Genomic DNA, 15,985 nt, shown 5'->3' with positions numbered 1-15,985 from the left:
CTACGTCCCTTACGATCATCTGATGCGACCAGCAAGACTCCCCGACGGCTTCGGCATTCGGTTGGACCCCAAGGTGCGCACGTACTCGGGTGGCCGGGTACTCATCGGCGGATCTCCGACGCGGATGCTCAAGCTGGCGCCGACGGCTGCGGCGATGATCGGTGACGGCTTCCTCGAGGTGGTCGATCAGCAGAGCGCTGCGGTTGCGCGACACCTTCTCGATTCAGGTGTCGCGAATCCTCGTCCGATGTCGACGCCGTCCGCTGCCGATGTCACGGTCGTGATTCCGGTCAAGGACAACCAGGCCGGAGTCGAACGCCTATTGCCCGTCCTCAAGGATCTGACCGTCATCGTTGTCGACGACGGTTCGGAAGTGCCGGTGGAGCCCCGTCGCGCCTGCCCGGGCACCGGCACCATCACAGTGGTCCGGCACGAGAGTGCCCGCGGACCCTCGGCAGCGAGAAACTCGGGATTGCGTTCGGCCCAAACACGTTTCGTAGCTTTTCTGGACTCCGACGTCATACCGCGTGCCGGTTGGCTCGAGTTGATGTTGGGCCACTTCAGCGATCCGGGGGTTGCCCTTGTTGCACCCCGCATCGTCGCCCTCGATCCGTACGGGACGGCGCTGGCGCGGTACGAGAACATGCGATCGTCTCTCGACCTCGGACGCAAGGAAGCTGCGGTGAAGTCGGGCAGTCCGGTCGCCTATGTCCCCAGCGCCGCCGTGATCGTCCGGCGCGACGTGGCACTCGAATGCAACGGTTTCGACGAGAGTCTCGAAGTAGCCGAGGACGTCGATTTCTGCTGGCGACTGCAGGCTGCGGGTTGGCGACTGAGGTACGAACCGGTTGCGCATGTCGCCCACGATCATCGAGTTCAGTTCGACAAGTGGTTCGCCAGGAGAGCGTTCTACGGCACGGGTGCGGCGCCGTTGGCTGCAAGACACGAGGGTTCGGTTCCGCCGATGGCGATGTCGTTCTCGACGCTCTTCGCGTGTATCGCCGCTGCAACACTGACCCGTTCCGGCCTTGCCGGCGCACTCGGCGCTTTGCTGTTTACCGTTTACCGGCTGCGAAAGATGTTCACCGGCCTGAGTCAACCCACCCGGATCGCGGCGATCCTCACCGCGCAGGGAGTTGTCGGCGGATTCTGGCAACTCGCCTCGGCAATGTGTCGTCACTACTGGCCCGTGACGCTCCTGGCGGTGATCGCCTCCCGTCGAATTCGGCGGCTGGCCGTCGCTGCAGCAGTCACCGAAGGTTTGGTGGACTGGTATCGCCACCGTGAGCCAGGCGGGCTGGGACCGGTTCGGTACGTCTTCTTCAAACGAGCCGACGACATCGCGTATGGAGCCGGACTCTGGCGTGGCGCATTCGACGCCCGCGACTGGGCGGCGCTGAAACCTCGAATCACCAAGTGACAGAAGCCGACTACGCAGATTTCCTGGTTGTCGGTGGTGGCACGTGTGGTTGCGTGGTCGCAGCCAGGCTCAGTGAAGATCCATCCGCCACGGTGATGCTCCTCGAATCGGGAAGCGGATATCGATCGGCGCTCGAACTCCCGGACGTCCTGGGTGATCCGTACCGACTGCCGGTCGGACCTGCGAGCGAATACACGTGGACCTATCCGGTCGAACTGACGCCGCGTCGGGCGTCCACAATTGCGCGGGGGCGGACACTCGGTGGATCCGGAGCCGTCAACGGTGCGTACTTCACCCGCGCGACCCGTGCTGATTTCGAGAATTGGCCGAGTTCATGGCGATACGACGACGTCTTGCCGTACTTCAAGAAGTCCGAAACGGATCGTGATTTCGAGAGCGAGTTCCACGGGACCGCCGGACCGATCCCGGTCGAGCGTCGAGCGTGGGACCAACTGCATCCACTGAGCGGCGAGTTTCATGCGGCAGCGCTCGGAGCAGGCTTTCCCGACGACGTCGACAAGAATGCGCCGGACTCGTTCGGGGTGGGCCGAGTGCCACTGAACGTGTCGGATCATCGTCGGATCAGTACGGCGATCGGGTATCTGATGCCGGCGTTGCACCGGCCGAATCTGCGGGTGGAATCCGGAGTGAACGTCATTCGTATCGCGTTCTCGGGTACCCGTGCGATCGGCGTCGACGTTCTCGACGACGGTAATGTCCGACGCATTCGTGCCGACCATGTGGTCGTGTGTTCGGGCGCGGTGGCGACACCGCACATTCTCCTGAATTCCGGTGTTGGTCCAGCGGAACAACTTGTAGGGCAGGGAGTTTCCGTCGTTCTCGATCGACCGGGTGTCGGACAGAACTTCGTCGACCACCCGGAAGTGCTGCTGCCGTACCATTTTTCGAAGCCCCGCACGATTCGATCGCAGACTCCGGTGCTGGAGACAGCCCTCAACCTCGCTGAGATCGAAATCCGTCCGTACACCGCATCTTTCACAGACCTGGTTCCCGGCGCGCCTCGCATGGACCACGGCGTCGGAGTGGTCCTGATGGCGCCGCACAGCCGGGGAAGCATCGAACTGGCATCGGGGGATCCCGCTGGGGCGCCGCGTATTCGGTACAACTACGTCGCGTCGGCGCACGATCGAGCTGCCATTCGGGAAGGGATGCGGATCGCCGAGAATCTTCTCGAGTCGATCGCCGAGACGGGGTTGATCGATCGCCCCGTCGTGGAGTACACCGATGAGTGGGTCGAATCCCGCCTGGGAACGTCGCTGCATATGTCCGGTAGTTGCGTGATGGGTGCCGAGGCGGACCCGTTCGCAGTCGTCGACGGTCGGTGCCGTGTGATCGGCGCGCAAGGACTCAGTATTGTTGACACGTCAATCCTGCCGACGATCCCGACCCGCGGCCCGCATGCGACCGCGGTGATGGTCGCGGAACGAGCAAGCGCCATTCTGCTCGGTGACGAGTGACCGCGAGGGGCAGCAGGCTGGGTCGGCAGTCATACCGAATGGTCGTTCTCGCCTATGGGCTGTGATCGGCGTTACAGTGGTCCACGGAGCGGAGGAACGCAAAATATGGCACGTGAACAGGCTGTGCCCGGCAACCCGTGGGTGGCGGTCAGGCCAGGCGATGACGTCGCGTTACTCGCGCGGCGACTTTCGTCTGCCCATCAGTCGTTCATCGATGCCCGCGGCGTGCCCGGCCAGGGGCTGACCGACGACTCGCATGTCCGTTCGGTCGTACTCGAGTCCTGGATGCGGAGCCGCAACAAGGGGGTAAATCCCGATGTGGTCGGCAACCCTGAGATGCTCGAAGGGTTGGAGCTCGAAAAGTATCGCTCCGCGCATCCCATGTCACTGATCCGTCCGGTGATTCGGAAACTCCTGGTGGAAGATGCTGCCGAAACCGGACTACTGATCGCGATCAGTGACGCACACGGTCGACTGCTCTGGGTGGAGGGTGACAACTCGGCCAAGGACAAGGCGTTGTCCATGAACTTCGTCGAAGGCGCCGACTGGAGCGAAGATCGTGTCGGCACCAATGCGCCGGGAACGGCGCTTGCTCTCGATCACTCCGTACAGATTTTCGGATCCGAGCATTTCAACCGAACCGTGCACGACTGGAGTTGTTCGGCCGCACCCGTCCACGATCCCACCACTGGGCAAATCCTTGGTGCCATCGACATCACCGGTGGTCCCAGGGTTGCGGTTCCCGAAGTGCTGTCACTGATCCGTGCAACTGTCGCGGCCGCCGAATCGGAATTGCGATTCCATCTCTTGAACTCGCCCATCCCACTCAGTGCCACGGCTCCGCGCCTCGAAACATTCGGTGCCGGCCGGCCGACCCTGGTTCGCGGCGGTGACCGCATCCCGATTTCGCAGCGTCACGCCGAGATTCTCCTTCTGCTTTCCGAACACCCGGAGGGTCTCAGCTCCGACCACCTTGCGGTCCTGCTCGACGAGGGCGAACTCGACGCAGTGACCATTCGCGCGGAAATGTCGCGGCTTCGTAAGGTTTTCGGCGCCGACCGGCTGGCTTCGCGCCCCTATCGGATCATCACGGAGTTCACGACAGATGTCGGCGAGGTGCGGGCAGCGTTGGATCGAGGCGACGCAGCGACGGCGATGAAACTGTATTCGGGCCCGGTGCTGACGGGCTCGGCGTCACCCGGCATCGAAGAGGTGCGGGAAGAACTACGCACCAGGGTCCAGGCAGCTCTGCTGCGTGGAGGTGACGCCAACCTTCTGGCCCGGTGGACCACGTCGGTACACGGCCGCGAAGACTCCGTCGTGTGGGAGGCCTACCTGTCCACGTTGGATCCTCAATCTCCGCTGTATTCGCAGGTCCAGGCAAGAATTGATCTCCTCGACCGCCAATTGGGCATCTGAGAATCATCCGCGTTTCTCGCACGCAACGTACTTGCAACGTTGCAACTCCTAGTGTTGTGAATCACACCCCACCGGGGGGTGGGATTGCAGTCACCGCTTTGGTGGGTGCGCCCAGGAAGAACACGTTTACATAGGAGCTTGCAATGACCGTGTACGCCCGCCCAGGTACCGCCGACGCGATCATGTCCTTCCAGTCTCGATACGACAACTGGATCGGCAACGAATGGGTTGCTCCGGTCAAGGGTCAGTACTTCGAGAACCCGACACCGGTGACCGGACAGAATTTCTGTGATGTGGCTCGTTCCACCGCAGAAGACATCGAACTCGCTCTCGACGCAGCGCACGCAGCAGCTCCGGCCTGGGGCAAGACCTCGGTCGCCGAGCGCGCGATCATCTTGAACAAGATCGCTGATCGTATGGAGGAGAACCTCGAATCCATCGCACTCGCCGAGTCGTGGGACAACGGCAAGCCGATCCGCGAGACCCTCAACGCCGACATTCCGCTCGCCATCGATCACTTCCGATACTTCGCGGGAGCTATTCGCGCACAGGAAGGTTCGCTCTCGGAGATCAACTCCGACACCGTGGCGTACCACTTCCACGAGCCGCTCGGCGTAGTCGGCCAGATCATTCCGTGGAACTTCCCGATCCTCATGGCCGTGTGGAAGCTTGCCCCCGCCCTCGCTGCCGGCAATGCCATCGTGCTCAAGCCTGCCGAGCAGACGCCAGTCTCGATCCTGCACCTCATCGGCATCATCGGTGACCTGCTGCCTGCCGGTGTTCTCAACATCGTCAACGGCTTCGGCGTCGAGGCCGGAAAGCCGCTCGCGTCCAGCCCGCGTATCAAGAAGATCGCGTTCACCGGTGAGACCACCACCGGTCGCCTGATCATGCAGTACGCGTCGCAGAACCTCATCCCCGTCACCCTCGAACTCGGTGGCAAGAGCCCCAACATCTTCTTCTCCGACGTTCTCGCCTCAAACGACGACTACCAGGACAAGGCACTCGAGGGCTTCACGATGTTCGCCCTCAACCAGGGCGAGGTCTGCACCTGCCCGTCACGTTCGCTGATCCAGGAAGACATCTTCGACGAGTTCCTCGCGATGGCAGCCATCCGCACCAAGGCTGTGCGCCAAGGGGATCCGCTCGACACCGACACCATGATCGGTGCCCAGGCCAGCAACGATCAGCTCGAGAAGATCCTCTCGTACATCGAGATCGGCAAGGCCGAAGGCGCCAAGGTCATCACCGGTGGTGAGCGAGCCGAACTCGGCGGAGACCTGTCCGGCGGCTACTACGTCCAGCCGACGGTGTTCACCGGCAACAACAAGATGCGCATCTTCCAGGAAGAGATCTTCGGACCCGTCGTCTCGGTCACCTCGTTCAAGGACTACGACGAGGCCATCGAAATCGCCAACGACACGCTCTACGGTTTGGGCGCCGGTGTCTGGTCCCGCGACGGCGGAGTTGCTTACCGCGCAGGCCGCGACATCCAAGCCGGTCGCGTCTGGACCAACACGTACCACCAGTACCCGGCACACGCCGCTTTCGGTGGATACAAGCAGTCCGGCATCGGCCGCGAGAACCACCTGATGATGCTCTCGCACTACCAGCAGACCAAGAACCTCCTGGTCAGCTACGCCCAGAAGGCTCAGGGCTTCTTCTGATCTACCCACCGGCACCCGTGAGCCCCTCGCTGCGGGTGCCGGTGAGCAAGACTGCAACACGCGAAACCTGCACAAACACAAGGAGGTTGGAATGAGCGCCACGGACGCACCCGATACCGGCGCCGTTCCACCCCGGTTGGTGACCACCGCTGGGGCGGCTGACCTCCTGCGCCGCCTCAGCGGGACTCACGGCGAACTGATGATGCATCAATCCGGCGGATGCTGCGACGGCTCGGCCCCGATGTGTTATCCCTCAGGCGAATTCATCGTCGGGGACCGTGACGTACTACTCGGAATCGTCGATCTCCGACTTGCTGTCGGAGAGACTCCCGAAGACCTTCCCACCGGAACCGACGCTGTACAGGTCTGGATTTCCGGATCACAGTTCGAAGCCTGGAAGCACACCCAGTTGGTACTGGACGTCGTGCCCGGCCGCGGCAGTGGATTCAGCCTGGAGTCTCCTGAAGGATTCAGATTCCTCAGTCGAGCAAGGGCATTCACACCGGACGAAAACGAAGCACTCGGCGCGTCGAGCATTCTCGTGGGCGCTGATTGGGAAGCGGGCGTGCGTCCTTTGCCCCCGACGGTTCCCCAGGTGGTCGCCGAGGCCGTCGACGCCTGCCCGGTGCCGGGCGCGGCCGCCCGATCCTGAGAACGGCAGCCTGAAGAAGATCTGAACAGACTCGGGGCCGCTCACATGACAGCCAGTTAACAGCACGGTCATCTCCAGGCGACCTTCTCCGTACATCGCCCACATACCGTTCATTTCACGCGACGCATCCACCGTGCGTCGTCTCATTCTTGACCGATTCAGAGGATGGACATGTCTCTTTCCGACCACGCAACCGGCAAAAACGCCGGTGCCGCGGGTGCACACCACGACGGCGCAGACTTCCATGCGGAAGACAATTCGTATCTGGAGAAACGAACACTCCGAAAGGGAACAGCAGGGTGGGTGCTGCTTGCGGGGTTGGGTGTCAGCTATGTGATTTCCGGTGACTACGCCGGCTGGAACAACGGTCTGGCCGAAGGTGGTTTCGGTGGCCTTCTCATCGCGGCGGTTGTCATCGCGGGTATGTACCTGGCGATGGTGCTCGGTATGGCCGAGATGTCGTCGGCACTTCCTGCCGCTGGTGGTGGATACACGTTTGCCAGACGGGCCATGGGGCCCTGGGGCGGATTTGCCACCGGCACAGCAATTCTCATCGAGTACTCGATAGCACCCGCAGCGATCGCGACCTTCATCGGTGCGTACGTCGAGTCCCTGAACCTGTTCGGGATCACCGACGGCTGGTGGGTGTACCTCGCGGTGTACGCGATCTTCATCGGCATTCACCTCACCGGCGCCGGTGAGGCACTCAAGGCGATGTTCATCATCACCGCCATTGCACTCGTCGGCCTGGTCGTGTTCGCGGTTTCGGCTGTCGGCCTTTTCGATTCGTCCAACCTCACCGATATCGCCGTCGACACCAGCGCAGTCGGATCGTCGTCGTTCCTGCCATTCGGTCTGCTCGGAATTTGGGCCGCCGTGCCCTTCGCGATCTGGTTCTTCCTTGCGGTCGAAGGTGTACCGCTGGCCGCCGAGGAAGCACGTGAGCCGGAGAAGAACGTCCCCCGCGGCATCATCATCAGCATGTTGATCCTGATCGTCACAGGCGCAACGGTTCTCTTCCTCGCCACCGGTGCGCTCGGCGCAGACGCCCTGTCCACCTCCGGAAATCCGCTCGTCGAGGCTCTGGGGGACAGCGGAGCGGCAAAGGCCGTCAACTACATCGGACTTGCCGGTCTGGTCGCGAGCTTCTTCTCGATCATGTACGCCTACTCACGCCAGACGTTTGCGCTCTCCCGCGCCGGCTATCTGCCGAAGAACCTGTCGGTGACCAACAAGCGCAAGGCCCCCACTCTCGCGCTCGTCGTACCCGGAATCATCGGCTTCGCGCTCTCACTCACCGGTGAAGGTGCAATGTTGCTCAACATGGCGGTGTTCGGCGCGGCAGTAAGCTACGTCCTGATGATGGTGAGTCACATCGTTCTTCGTAAGCGTGAGCCGAACATGCCGCGCCCGTACCGCACGCCCGGCGGTATCGCCACCACCTCGTTTGCGCTCGTGATCGCGGCAGTGTCGGTGGTGGCCACCTTCCTGGTCGATCCCGTTGCGGCATTGCTGACGTTGGTTGCCTTCGGAGTTCTGATGGCGTACTTCGGTCTCTACAGTCGTCACCACCTTGTTGCCAACTCGCCGGACGAGGAGTTTGCTGTACTTGCACAGGCGGAAGAAGAATTGGGATGAGTCGCGGGATGGCCAAGTATCACCAGCAGGTATCCGGAACCAACTACTCGTTCGACGGTCTCGTCGATCTGATGGCAAAAGCGACACCACTGCGGTCGGGTGACGAACTAGCCGGTTGCGCGGCAAGCTCCGACGCCGAACGTGCTGCTGCTCAATGGGTTCTGGCTGATCTTCCGTTGACGGTGTTCCTCGAAGATCTGTTGGTTCCGTACGAGGACGACGAGGTAACCAGGCTCATCATCGACAGCCACGATCGCCTGGCCTTTGCGCCGGTGGCCCACCTGACTGTTGGCGGACTACGAGACTGGTTGCTCGAGACCGCGTCGGCGCCGGAAGCTTCCGCACGGTTGTCCGCCGTAAGTCCCGGGCTCACCCCCGAGATGGTTGCGGCGGTCAGCAAGATCATGCGCAATCAGGACCTGATCGCCGTCGCGAAGGCCATCACCGTGACCGCGGGGTTCCGTACGACCATCGGACTGCCCGGCCGGCTGAGCACGCGACTCCAACCAAACCACCCGACAGACGATCCACGCGGCATCGCGGCGGCCACATTGGACGGTCTCCTGATGGGATGTGGCGACGCCGTCATCGGTATCAACCCCGCGACGGACTCACCCCAGGCCACCTCGGATCTGCTCCACCTGCTCGACGACATCCGTCAGCGATTCGAGATCCCGACTCAGTCGTGCGTGCTCTCGCACGTGACCACCACGATCGGACTGATCGAATCGGGGGTGCCGGTCGATCTTGTCTTCCAATCGATTGCCGGTACCGAAGGCGCCAATTCCGGTTTCGGAGTGAACATTCCGCTCCTGCGTGAGGGTAACGAGGCCGGGCGCTCCTTGAACCGCGGAACGGTCGGCAACAACGTCATGTACCTGGAGACGGGGCAGGGGTCCGCCCTCAGCTCAGGTGCCCACTACGGCACCGGCGGAGCCCCGGTCGATCAGCAGACACTCGAGACCAGGGCATACGCAGTGGCACGTGATCTCGAACCGCTGCTGGTCAACACCGTGGTCGGCTTCATCGGTCCCGAGTATCTCTACGACGGCAAGCAGATCATTCGCGCGGGCTTGGAGGATCACTTCTGCGGAAAACTCCTCGGGCTGCCGATGGGAGTGGACGTTTGCTACACCAACCACGCCGAAGCCGATCAAGACGACATGGACAACCTGCTCACCTTGCTGGGCGTCGCCGGCGCGGCGTTCGTGATCGCGGTGCCCGGCGCCGACGACGTGATGCTCGGCTATCAAAGTCTGGCGTTCCACGACGCGCTGTATGTGCGTAAGGTTCTCGGTTTGCAGCCCGCCCCGGAGTTCGAGACCTGGCTCCACAACTTGGGGATGACCGACGCAAACGGTCGGGTTCTTCCGATCGATGCCGAAATGTCGCCGTTGCGGGCTTTGACGGTGAACTCATGACCGAGGATCAGGCACCGATCCTCGATTTCTGGGGTCCACTGCGCAAGACCACACAATCGCGTATCGGGCTGGGGCGTGCCGGAGATTCGTTGCCCACCAAGCGGGTTCTCGAATTCAAGGCAGCTCACGCCGCAGCCCGCGACGCGGTCCACGAGCCACTCGACTCCGAGACGCTTGCCAGTCGGGTCGAAGGGGTGGGCATCGGGGCGCCGGTGGTGGTGGCGAGCAGCGTCTCCACCCGCAGTGAGTATCTCCGGAGACCCGACCTGGGGCGCCAGCCGGCTGACCTGGGTGCGATCTCGAGTTCCGACAAGGAAATCGGGTTCATCCTCGCCGACGGACTCTCGCCGCGCGCACTGATGGACCACGGCGAGCAATTGCTGTCCGCATTGGTCAAGGTGTTGGGGGAGCGGTACTCGATCGCGCCGCCCGTGATCGCCACGAATGCCCGTGTGGCACTGGGTGATCACATCGCTGCCGCGATGGGAGTGCAGACGGCGATCGTCCTGATCGGCGAACGTCCAGGGCTCTCCGTTGCGGACAGTGTCGGGATCTATCTGACTCACCTTCCGCGCGTCGGTCGTACCGACGCGGATCGAAACTGCATTTCCAATGTCCACCCACCCGAGGGACTCGGATACGAGCAGGCTGCTCGTGTCGTCCTGGGATTGGTGGCGGGAGCGCGCCAGTTGGGCCGCTCCGGCGTCGACCTCAAGGACACCTCTCGCGCCGATGCCGTTGCGTCGGGAGAAGTGCTGACGCTCGATTAATTGACAACTGCACGGCATACCCGGGTCGATCGACACTCGGGTATGCCGTCGTACCCGAATCACGACGAAAACGAGGGAATCGATGTTCCGTTCGCTGCATGCCCGCGCCCTGTGCGCTTTGGCGGTAGGTAGTGTCCTGTTGAGTGCAACTGCATGTAGTTCGGCCGAGAGCGCCCCGAAAGAAGATGTGGCGCAGAGTGGTTCATCCTGTGCTGCGTTGGATCCCAGTCTTGCGTGGTACGGCGACAACCGTGTGACGTTGGATGCCATGATGACGGAGTTCGGAACGTGTGGAGCTGCAGGTGATGTCGATGACGGAGCTCCGTTGGCGCTCTTCGACTGGGACAACACAGTTGTCAAGAACGACATCGGAAGCGCCACCGCATTCTGGATGATCAAGAACAACAAGGTGTTACAGCCTGCCGGAGGGGACTGGGCAACCACCAGCCGCTTCATGACGCCAGCCGGCGCTGCCGCACTTTCCGCCGCGTGCGGCTCGGAGACCACCCCGGGTCAACCCTTGGTAACCAGTACCGACTTGGACTGCGCGGACGAGATCGTTGCGGTACTCGAGGAGAAGACTCGCGACGGGCAGGCCGCATTCGACGGTTACGATCACCGCCGGACAAAAGCCGCATACGCGTGGGCCGTGCAGTTGATGGCAGGGCGCACCGAGGACGAGATCACCGAGTACGCTCGCGCAGCGCGTGCCGAGAATCTCGCTGCTGCAGAAGGATCCGATCAGATCGTCGGTACGACGGAAGTCGACGGCTCGGTGCGGTACTACGCGCAAATCGAAGATTTGGTGAAATCCCTCGGCGCTCATGGATTCGACGTGCGGATCATCTCCGCGTCGGCCGAACCGGTCGTTCGAGTCTGGGCGGAACAACTGGGATTGGACGCCGATCACGTGATGGGAGTTCGGCCCATCGTCGAGGGCGGGCTTCTCACCGGGCGCCTGCGTGGGTGTGGTGGCGTTGCGGACGGCGACGACTCGGTCATTCCGTACATCGACGGCAAGCGGTGCCAGGTCAACGAGGTTGTCTACGGGGTTCAAGGGCCTACGGCGTTCGAGCAGTTGGCCGCCGATCGACGTCAGGTATTTGCTGCCGGTGATTCTGTCACCGACGTGACGTTCCTCGGAGATGCGACCGGTGCGCGCCTGGTGATCAACCGCAACAATCCCGAACTGATGTGCAATGCCTACGACAACAGTGACGGGAAATGGCTGGTCAACCCCATGTTCATCGAACCGAAGTCCCGGGCGGACGCTCCCTATCACTGCTCGACCGATGCTTACACCGACGCGGCCGGGGCAAAAGGTGCCGTGACTCGCGTAGACGGCAGCGTGATCCCCGATCAGGCCGATACCGTCGCGTGACGGTCGACTTGTCGCGGTGACTTCACAACGATCGATCGGGGTGTGATCTGATTCTGTCGAGCCCCTTGTCGGGCTGCGGAAACCCAGGGGTGTCCGCTGTGATGCTGGAGCCGCAGAGGCGGCACGTGAGTAGGAGAAATCGATGGCCTTCGCTGGCAATGTGGACGAGTTGGCACTGCTCCAAGCAGTACGTCTCAAGGAGCGGGTCGGAGCGGTCGTCCTGGCCGAGCACCTGGGCGTCAGCGCGGCTTCCGGCCAAGCTGCGTACGACGCACTTGTCGCGCAGGGCAAAGCGGTCGAAGCGGAAAACGCCATCAGCCTGACCGAGAAAGGTTTGGCAGAACTCGAAGATCAGTTGGACGCCGAGCGCGTCTCGATCGACGAGGACTCCATCGGTGAGGTGTACGAGGCGTTCCTTCCCTTGGACGAGGAGTTCGCCGCGCTCATCGACGACGCAGATGCGGATTCCCTTGCCGAGTTGGATCGCCGGGCTGCAAACCTGTTCGACGATCTGTCGGCATTCGTTCCGCGGTTGTCTCGTTACCAGGATCTCTTCTCGGATGCTCTCGCGAAAGTGCAAGCGGGGGAGTCCAAGTGGATTTCCGAACCGATCATCGACTCCTACGCCACGGTGTGGGGCGAGATCCGTCAGGAACTGTTCGGGGCTGCCGGTAAGGCTTGATCCGTAGCGTTGCACCGTGACGTCGTTTCTCGAGGGCCGTCCGATTCGTGAGAACGAATCGGACGGCCTGCGGCATGTCGAGGGTCGTGAAACTCGTTACCATTGCATACAAGTGGTGACCGAGATCACTCCTACCCCCTTTCGGGGGTAGTGCGGGGGTGAGCCACATCACTACCTTTCCTCCTATTGACGGTGATGCCCACAGGGCGACACCACGGGACCACGGAGGAATCGAGTGACCACAGTCTCTCCCACAGGCGGCACCAGTGCCGCCGGCGCCGGGGGTGCGAGTGCCGCAGGTGCGACGCAGCCCCCGCAGAACACCACCAGTGTGCGGCGCGTCGCAATCGCGAGTTGTATCGGCACGACTATCGAGTTCTACGACTTCTTCATCTACGGAACCGCTGCGGCACTTGTCTTTCCGACGGTGTTCTTCCCCGCGCTCGGTGCCACTGCGGGAACTGTCGCATCGTTTGCGACTTTCGCAGTCGCATTCATCGCCCGGCCCGTCGGCGCAATGTTGTTCGGACACTTCGGTGATCGCATCGGTCGCAAGAAGACGCTGATCTCGACGCTCCTGCTCATGGGTATCTCGACGCTCCTGATCGGCTTGCTGCCGGGTGCTGCAACCATCGGTGTCGCGGCCCCGATCATCTTGGTGCTCTTGCGATTCGGCCAAGGTTTCGCGGTCGGTGGTGAGTGGGCAGGCGCAACCTTGCTCACGGCGGAATACGCTCCACCGGGCAAACGTGGTCTGTATGCGATGTTCCCGCAGCTCGGCCCTGCAATCGCCTTCGTTCTCTCGAGCAGCACCTTCCTCATCACCGGCGCAGTTCTCGGCGACACCAACCAGGCTTTCCTCGATTACGGCTGGCGTATCCCGTTCCTGTTCTCCATCGTGTTGGTCGGCATCGGCCTCTACATGCGACTCGCTATCGAGGAGACTCCCGTCTTCAAGGCGGAGCAGGCAGAGCGCGTCGCGGAGCAGAAGAACGAAGCACCGCGCACCCTTCCGTTCCTGGATGCTTGGCGGTTCCAGACCAAGGAGATCCTGCTCTCGGCAGGCGCCCTGGCTTGCCTGTTCGCGTTCTTCTACATGGGCACGGCTTTCCTGACGAGCTACGGAACAAAGACCCTCGGCTTCTCCCGTCCGTTCGTCCTGTCGGTCGGTATCGCTTCCGCGGTTGTCTTCGGTGCGGCGATCGTCGTTTCCGCTCTGTACTCGGACCGCATCGGGCGCCGCAAGGTCATCATGATCTCGTGTGGTCTGGCCGTCGTCTGGGCGCTGGTGCTGTTCCCGCTCCTCGACACGGGATCGCCGATCGCGTTCATCATCGGAATGTTCGGCACGCTCATGATCTTCGGAATCGCCTACGGCCCCTGCGGTGCGCTGCTTCCGGAAATGTTCCAGACCCGCTACCGCTACACCGGTGCCGGCCTCGGCTACAACCTCGCCGGAGTGCTCGGTGGGGCAGTGCCGCCGCTGATCGCCGCACCGCTGGCCTCGGCCTACGGGAGTATGGCCATCGGAGTCATGTTGGCGATCCTGGGTGTGTTGAGCCTGATCTGCACCTGGGCGCTCGTCGAGACCAAGGACCACGCGCTGTAACCACTGTGCGCCTTTATTAACCGCCGGCGGTTAATAAAGGCGCACAGCAGGCGGGTGGGGTGTCCGGACTCTGAACAGTTACGGCCACCCCGCACCGGGAAGTATGTCGTGCATCACACCGAATCGAGTAAATTCGTAGATGAGAGGGTCCGCTGCGGCGGCCCCTCTCATAGGTGCCTGAACAGGTAACCGGAGAGGACAGAACACATGAGTACGCCGCTGCCCAGCTATACGTCCGGAGTATGGGACGGTCCGATGCTGGGCGACACCATCGGAGACAACCTCGATCGCACGGTTGCCGCACACGGCGACCGCGATGCGTTGATCGACCACGCCAGCGGTCGACGATGGACGTACCGGGAGTTCGCCGAGCAGGTGAACGGGCTCGCTGCCGGACTACTTTCCCGTGGTGTGGGGAAGGGCGATCGGGTAGGAATCTGGGCTCCCAACTGTCCGGAATGGACGTTCACGCAATACGCGACGGCAAAGGTCGGCGCGATCCTGGTCAACATCAATCCGGCGTACCGCTCGCACGAGTTGCAGTACGTGCTCGAGCAGGCCGGGATCTCGACGCTGGTGTCTGCGGCCAGCTTCAAGACCTCGGACTACGCGTCGATGATCGAGACGGTGCGGCCGCAGTGCCCGGATCTGACGTCGGTGCTCCTGCTCGGTTCACCCGAGTGGGACGCGGTGCTTGCAGACGGCTTGGCGGCGCAGGCAAGCGATCCGGCTCCGCTCGCCGCAGCCCAGGCCGCGTTGTCGGCCGACGACGCGATCAACATCCAATACACCTCGGGTACTACCGGTTTCCCGAAGGGCGCGACGCTCAGTCACCACAACATCCTCAACAACGGCTATTTCGTCGGCGAGTTGTGCCACTACAGCGAGGTCGATCGGGTGTGCATCCCGGTGCCGTTCTACCACTGTTTCGGCATGGTAATGGGCAACCTTGCGTGCACCAGTCACGGTGCTGCCATGGTCATTCCGGGTCCGGCTTTCGATCCGCGTGCTTCGCTCGAAGCCGTTCAGGCCGAAAAGTGCACGTCCCTCTACGGCGTTCCGACGATGTTCATCGCGGAGTTGGCGTTGCCGGACTTCGACAGCTTCGATCTGTCGTCCCTTCGCACCGGCATCATGGCGGGCTCGCCCTGCCCGGTCGAGGTGATGAAGCAGGTCATCGATCGCATGGGCATGTCGGAGGTGTCCATCTGCTACGGCATGACGGAGACCTCGCCGGTGTCGTTGCAGACCCGCTCGGACGATTCGATCGAGCAGCGCACCGAAACGGTCGGACGGGTAGGGCCGCATCTCGAGATCAAGATCGTCGATCCGGCAACCGGATTGACGGTGCCCCGTGGCGAGCCGGGTGAACTGTGCACGCGTGGTTACTCGGTCATGCTCGGATACTGGGAGAACCCGGAGAAGACCGCCGAGGCGATCGACGCTGCCCGGTGGATGCACACCGGAGACATCGGAGTCATGGACGAGGCCGGATACGTCGCCATCACGGGACGCATCAAGGACATGGTCATCCGCGGTGGCGAGAACGTCTATCCGCGTGAGATCGAGGAGTTCCTCTACACCCACCCCGACATTCTCGATGCGCAGGTCATCGGTGTACCCGACGCAAAGTACGGCGAGGAATTGATGGTGTGGGTCCAGATGCGCGAAGGTGCAGACGATCTCGACGCCGATTCGGTCCGCGCGTTCTGCACCGGCAAGCTCGCGCACTACAAGATTCCGCGGTACGTCCATGTCGTCGACGAGTTCCCGATGACAGTCACGGGCAAGGTCCGCAAGATCGCGATGCGAGAACAGGCGATCGAATTGATCGGTCAGGCCTGAGAG

General features: G+C 62.4%; 12 protein-coding genes. All 12 read left to right on the top strand.

Going from position 1 to position 15,985, the window contains the following annotated elements; translation table 11 throughout:
* Nucleotides 1-22 precede the first annotated feature (22 nt).
* The 12 genes from mftF to P3G66_RS20375 all read left to right on the top strand — a co-directional run bounded on the left by mftF (nucleotide 23) and on the right by P3G66_RS20375 (nucleotide 15,982).
* Nucleotides 23-1,420 carry a mycofactocin biosynthesis glycosyltransferase MftF gene (gene mftF, locus P3G66_RS20430; protein ID WP_007730153.1) on the top strand — a complete coding sequence of 466 codons (1,398 nt, stop codon included), beginning with the start codon at nucleotides 23-25 and terminating at the stop codon, nucleotides 1,418-1,420.
* Nucleotides 1,417-2,898: a mycofactocin system GMC family oxidoreductase MftG gene (gene mftG / locus P3G66_RS20425; RefSeq protein WP_064689520.1), complete on the top strand. Its 1,482-nt coding sequence runs from the start codon at nucleotides 1,417-1,419 to the stop codon at nucleotides 2,896-2,898. The genes mftF and mftG overlap by 4 nt, the downstream gene beginning before the upstream one ends.
* Before the next feature lie 105 nt (nucleotides 2,899-3,003).
* A complete protein-coding gene (locus P3G66_RS20420) occupies nucleotides 3,004-4,317 on the top strand; it encodes a helix-turn-helix domain-containing protein (RefSeq protein WP_276117045.1) in 1,314 nt (437 codons plus the stop codon).
* Nucleotides 4,318-4,460: 143 nt separating this feature from the next.
* On the top strand, nucleotides 4,461-5,984 hold the full coding sequence (adh, locus tag P3G66_RS20415) for an aldehyde dehydrogenase (RefSeq protein ID WP_007730158.1): 1,524 nt from the start codon (nucleotides 4,461-4,463) through the stop codon (nucleotides 5,982-5,984).
* Nucleotides 5,985-6,075: 91 nt separating this feature from the next.
* Nucleotides 6,076-6,636, top strand: coding sequence for a DUF779 domain-containing protein (locus P3G66_RS20410; RefSeq protein ID WP_270008936.1), 561 nt, complete (start codon nucleotides 6,076-6,078; stop codon nucleotides 6,634-6,636).
* Nucleotides 6,637-6,801: 165 nt separating this feature from the next.
* Nucleotides 6,802-8,274, top strand: a complete 1,473-nt coding sequence (eat, locus tag P3G66_RS20405) for an ethanolamine permease (RefSeq protein ID WP_003941913.1) — start codon at nucleotides 6,802-6,804, stop codon at nucleotides 8,272-8,274.
* Nucleotides 8,271-9,695: an ethanolamine ammonia-lyase subunit EutB gene (locus P3G66_RS20400; protein ID WP_019744243.1), complete on the top strand. Its 1,425-nt coding sequence runs from the start codon at nucleotides 8,271-8,273 to the stop codon at nucleotides 9,693-9,695. Before eat ends, P3G66_RS20400 begins: the two co-directional genes overlap by 4 nt.
* On the top strand, nucleotides 9,692-10,465 hold the full coding sequence (gene eutC / locus P3G66_RS20395) for an ethanolamine ammonia-lyase subunit EutC (protein ID WP_276117044.1): 774 nt from the start codon (nucleotides 9,692-9,694) through the stop codon (nucleotides 10,463-10,465). Before P3G66_RS20400 ends, eutC begins: the two co-directional genes overlap by 4 nt.
* Before the next feature lie 82 nt (nucleotides 10,466-10,547).
* Complete coding sequence (locus tag P3G66_RS20390; protein WP_276117043.1) at nucleotides 10,548-11,846, top strand: HAD-IB family phosphatase; 1,299 nt, start codon at nucleotides 10,548-10,550, stop codon at nucleotides 11,844-11,846.
* 142 nt (nucleotides 11,847-11,988) lie between these two features.
* Complete coding sequence (locus tag P3G66_RS20385; RefSeq protein WP_003942083.1) at nucleotides 11,989-12,528, top strand: hypothetical protein; 540 nt, start codon at nucleotides 11,989-11,991, stop codon at nucleotides 12,526-12,528.
* Between the two features lie 331 nt (nucleotides 12,529-12,859).
* On the top strand, nucleotides 12,860-14,137 hold the full coding sequence (locus P3G66_RS20380; RefSeq protein WP_085998903.1) for an MFS transporter: 1,278 nt from the start codon (nucleotides 12,860-12,862) through the stop codon (nucleotides 14,135-14,137).
* 207 nt (nucleotides 14,138-14,344) lie between these two features.
* Nucleotides 14,345-15,982 carry an AMP-binding protein gene (locus P3G66_RS20375; RefSeq protein WP_039973143.1) on the top strand — a complete coding sequence of 546 codons (1,638 nt, stop codon included), beginning with the start codon at nucleotides 14,345-14,347 and terminating at the stop codon, nucleotides 15,980-15,982.
* Nucleotides 15,983-15,985 lie beyond the last annotated feature (3 nt).

The sequence above is a fragment of the Rhodococcus sp. C3V genome (genome assembly GCF_029269915.1).
Lineage (GTDB): Bacteria > Actinomycetota > Actinomycetes > Mycobacteriales > Mycobacteriaceae > Rhodococcus_F > Rhodococcus_F qingshengii.
This window is presented reverse-complemented; position numbering and strand designations above follow the sequence as displayed.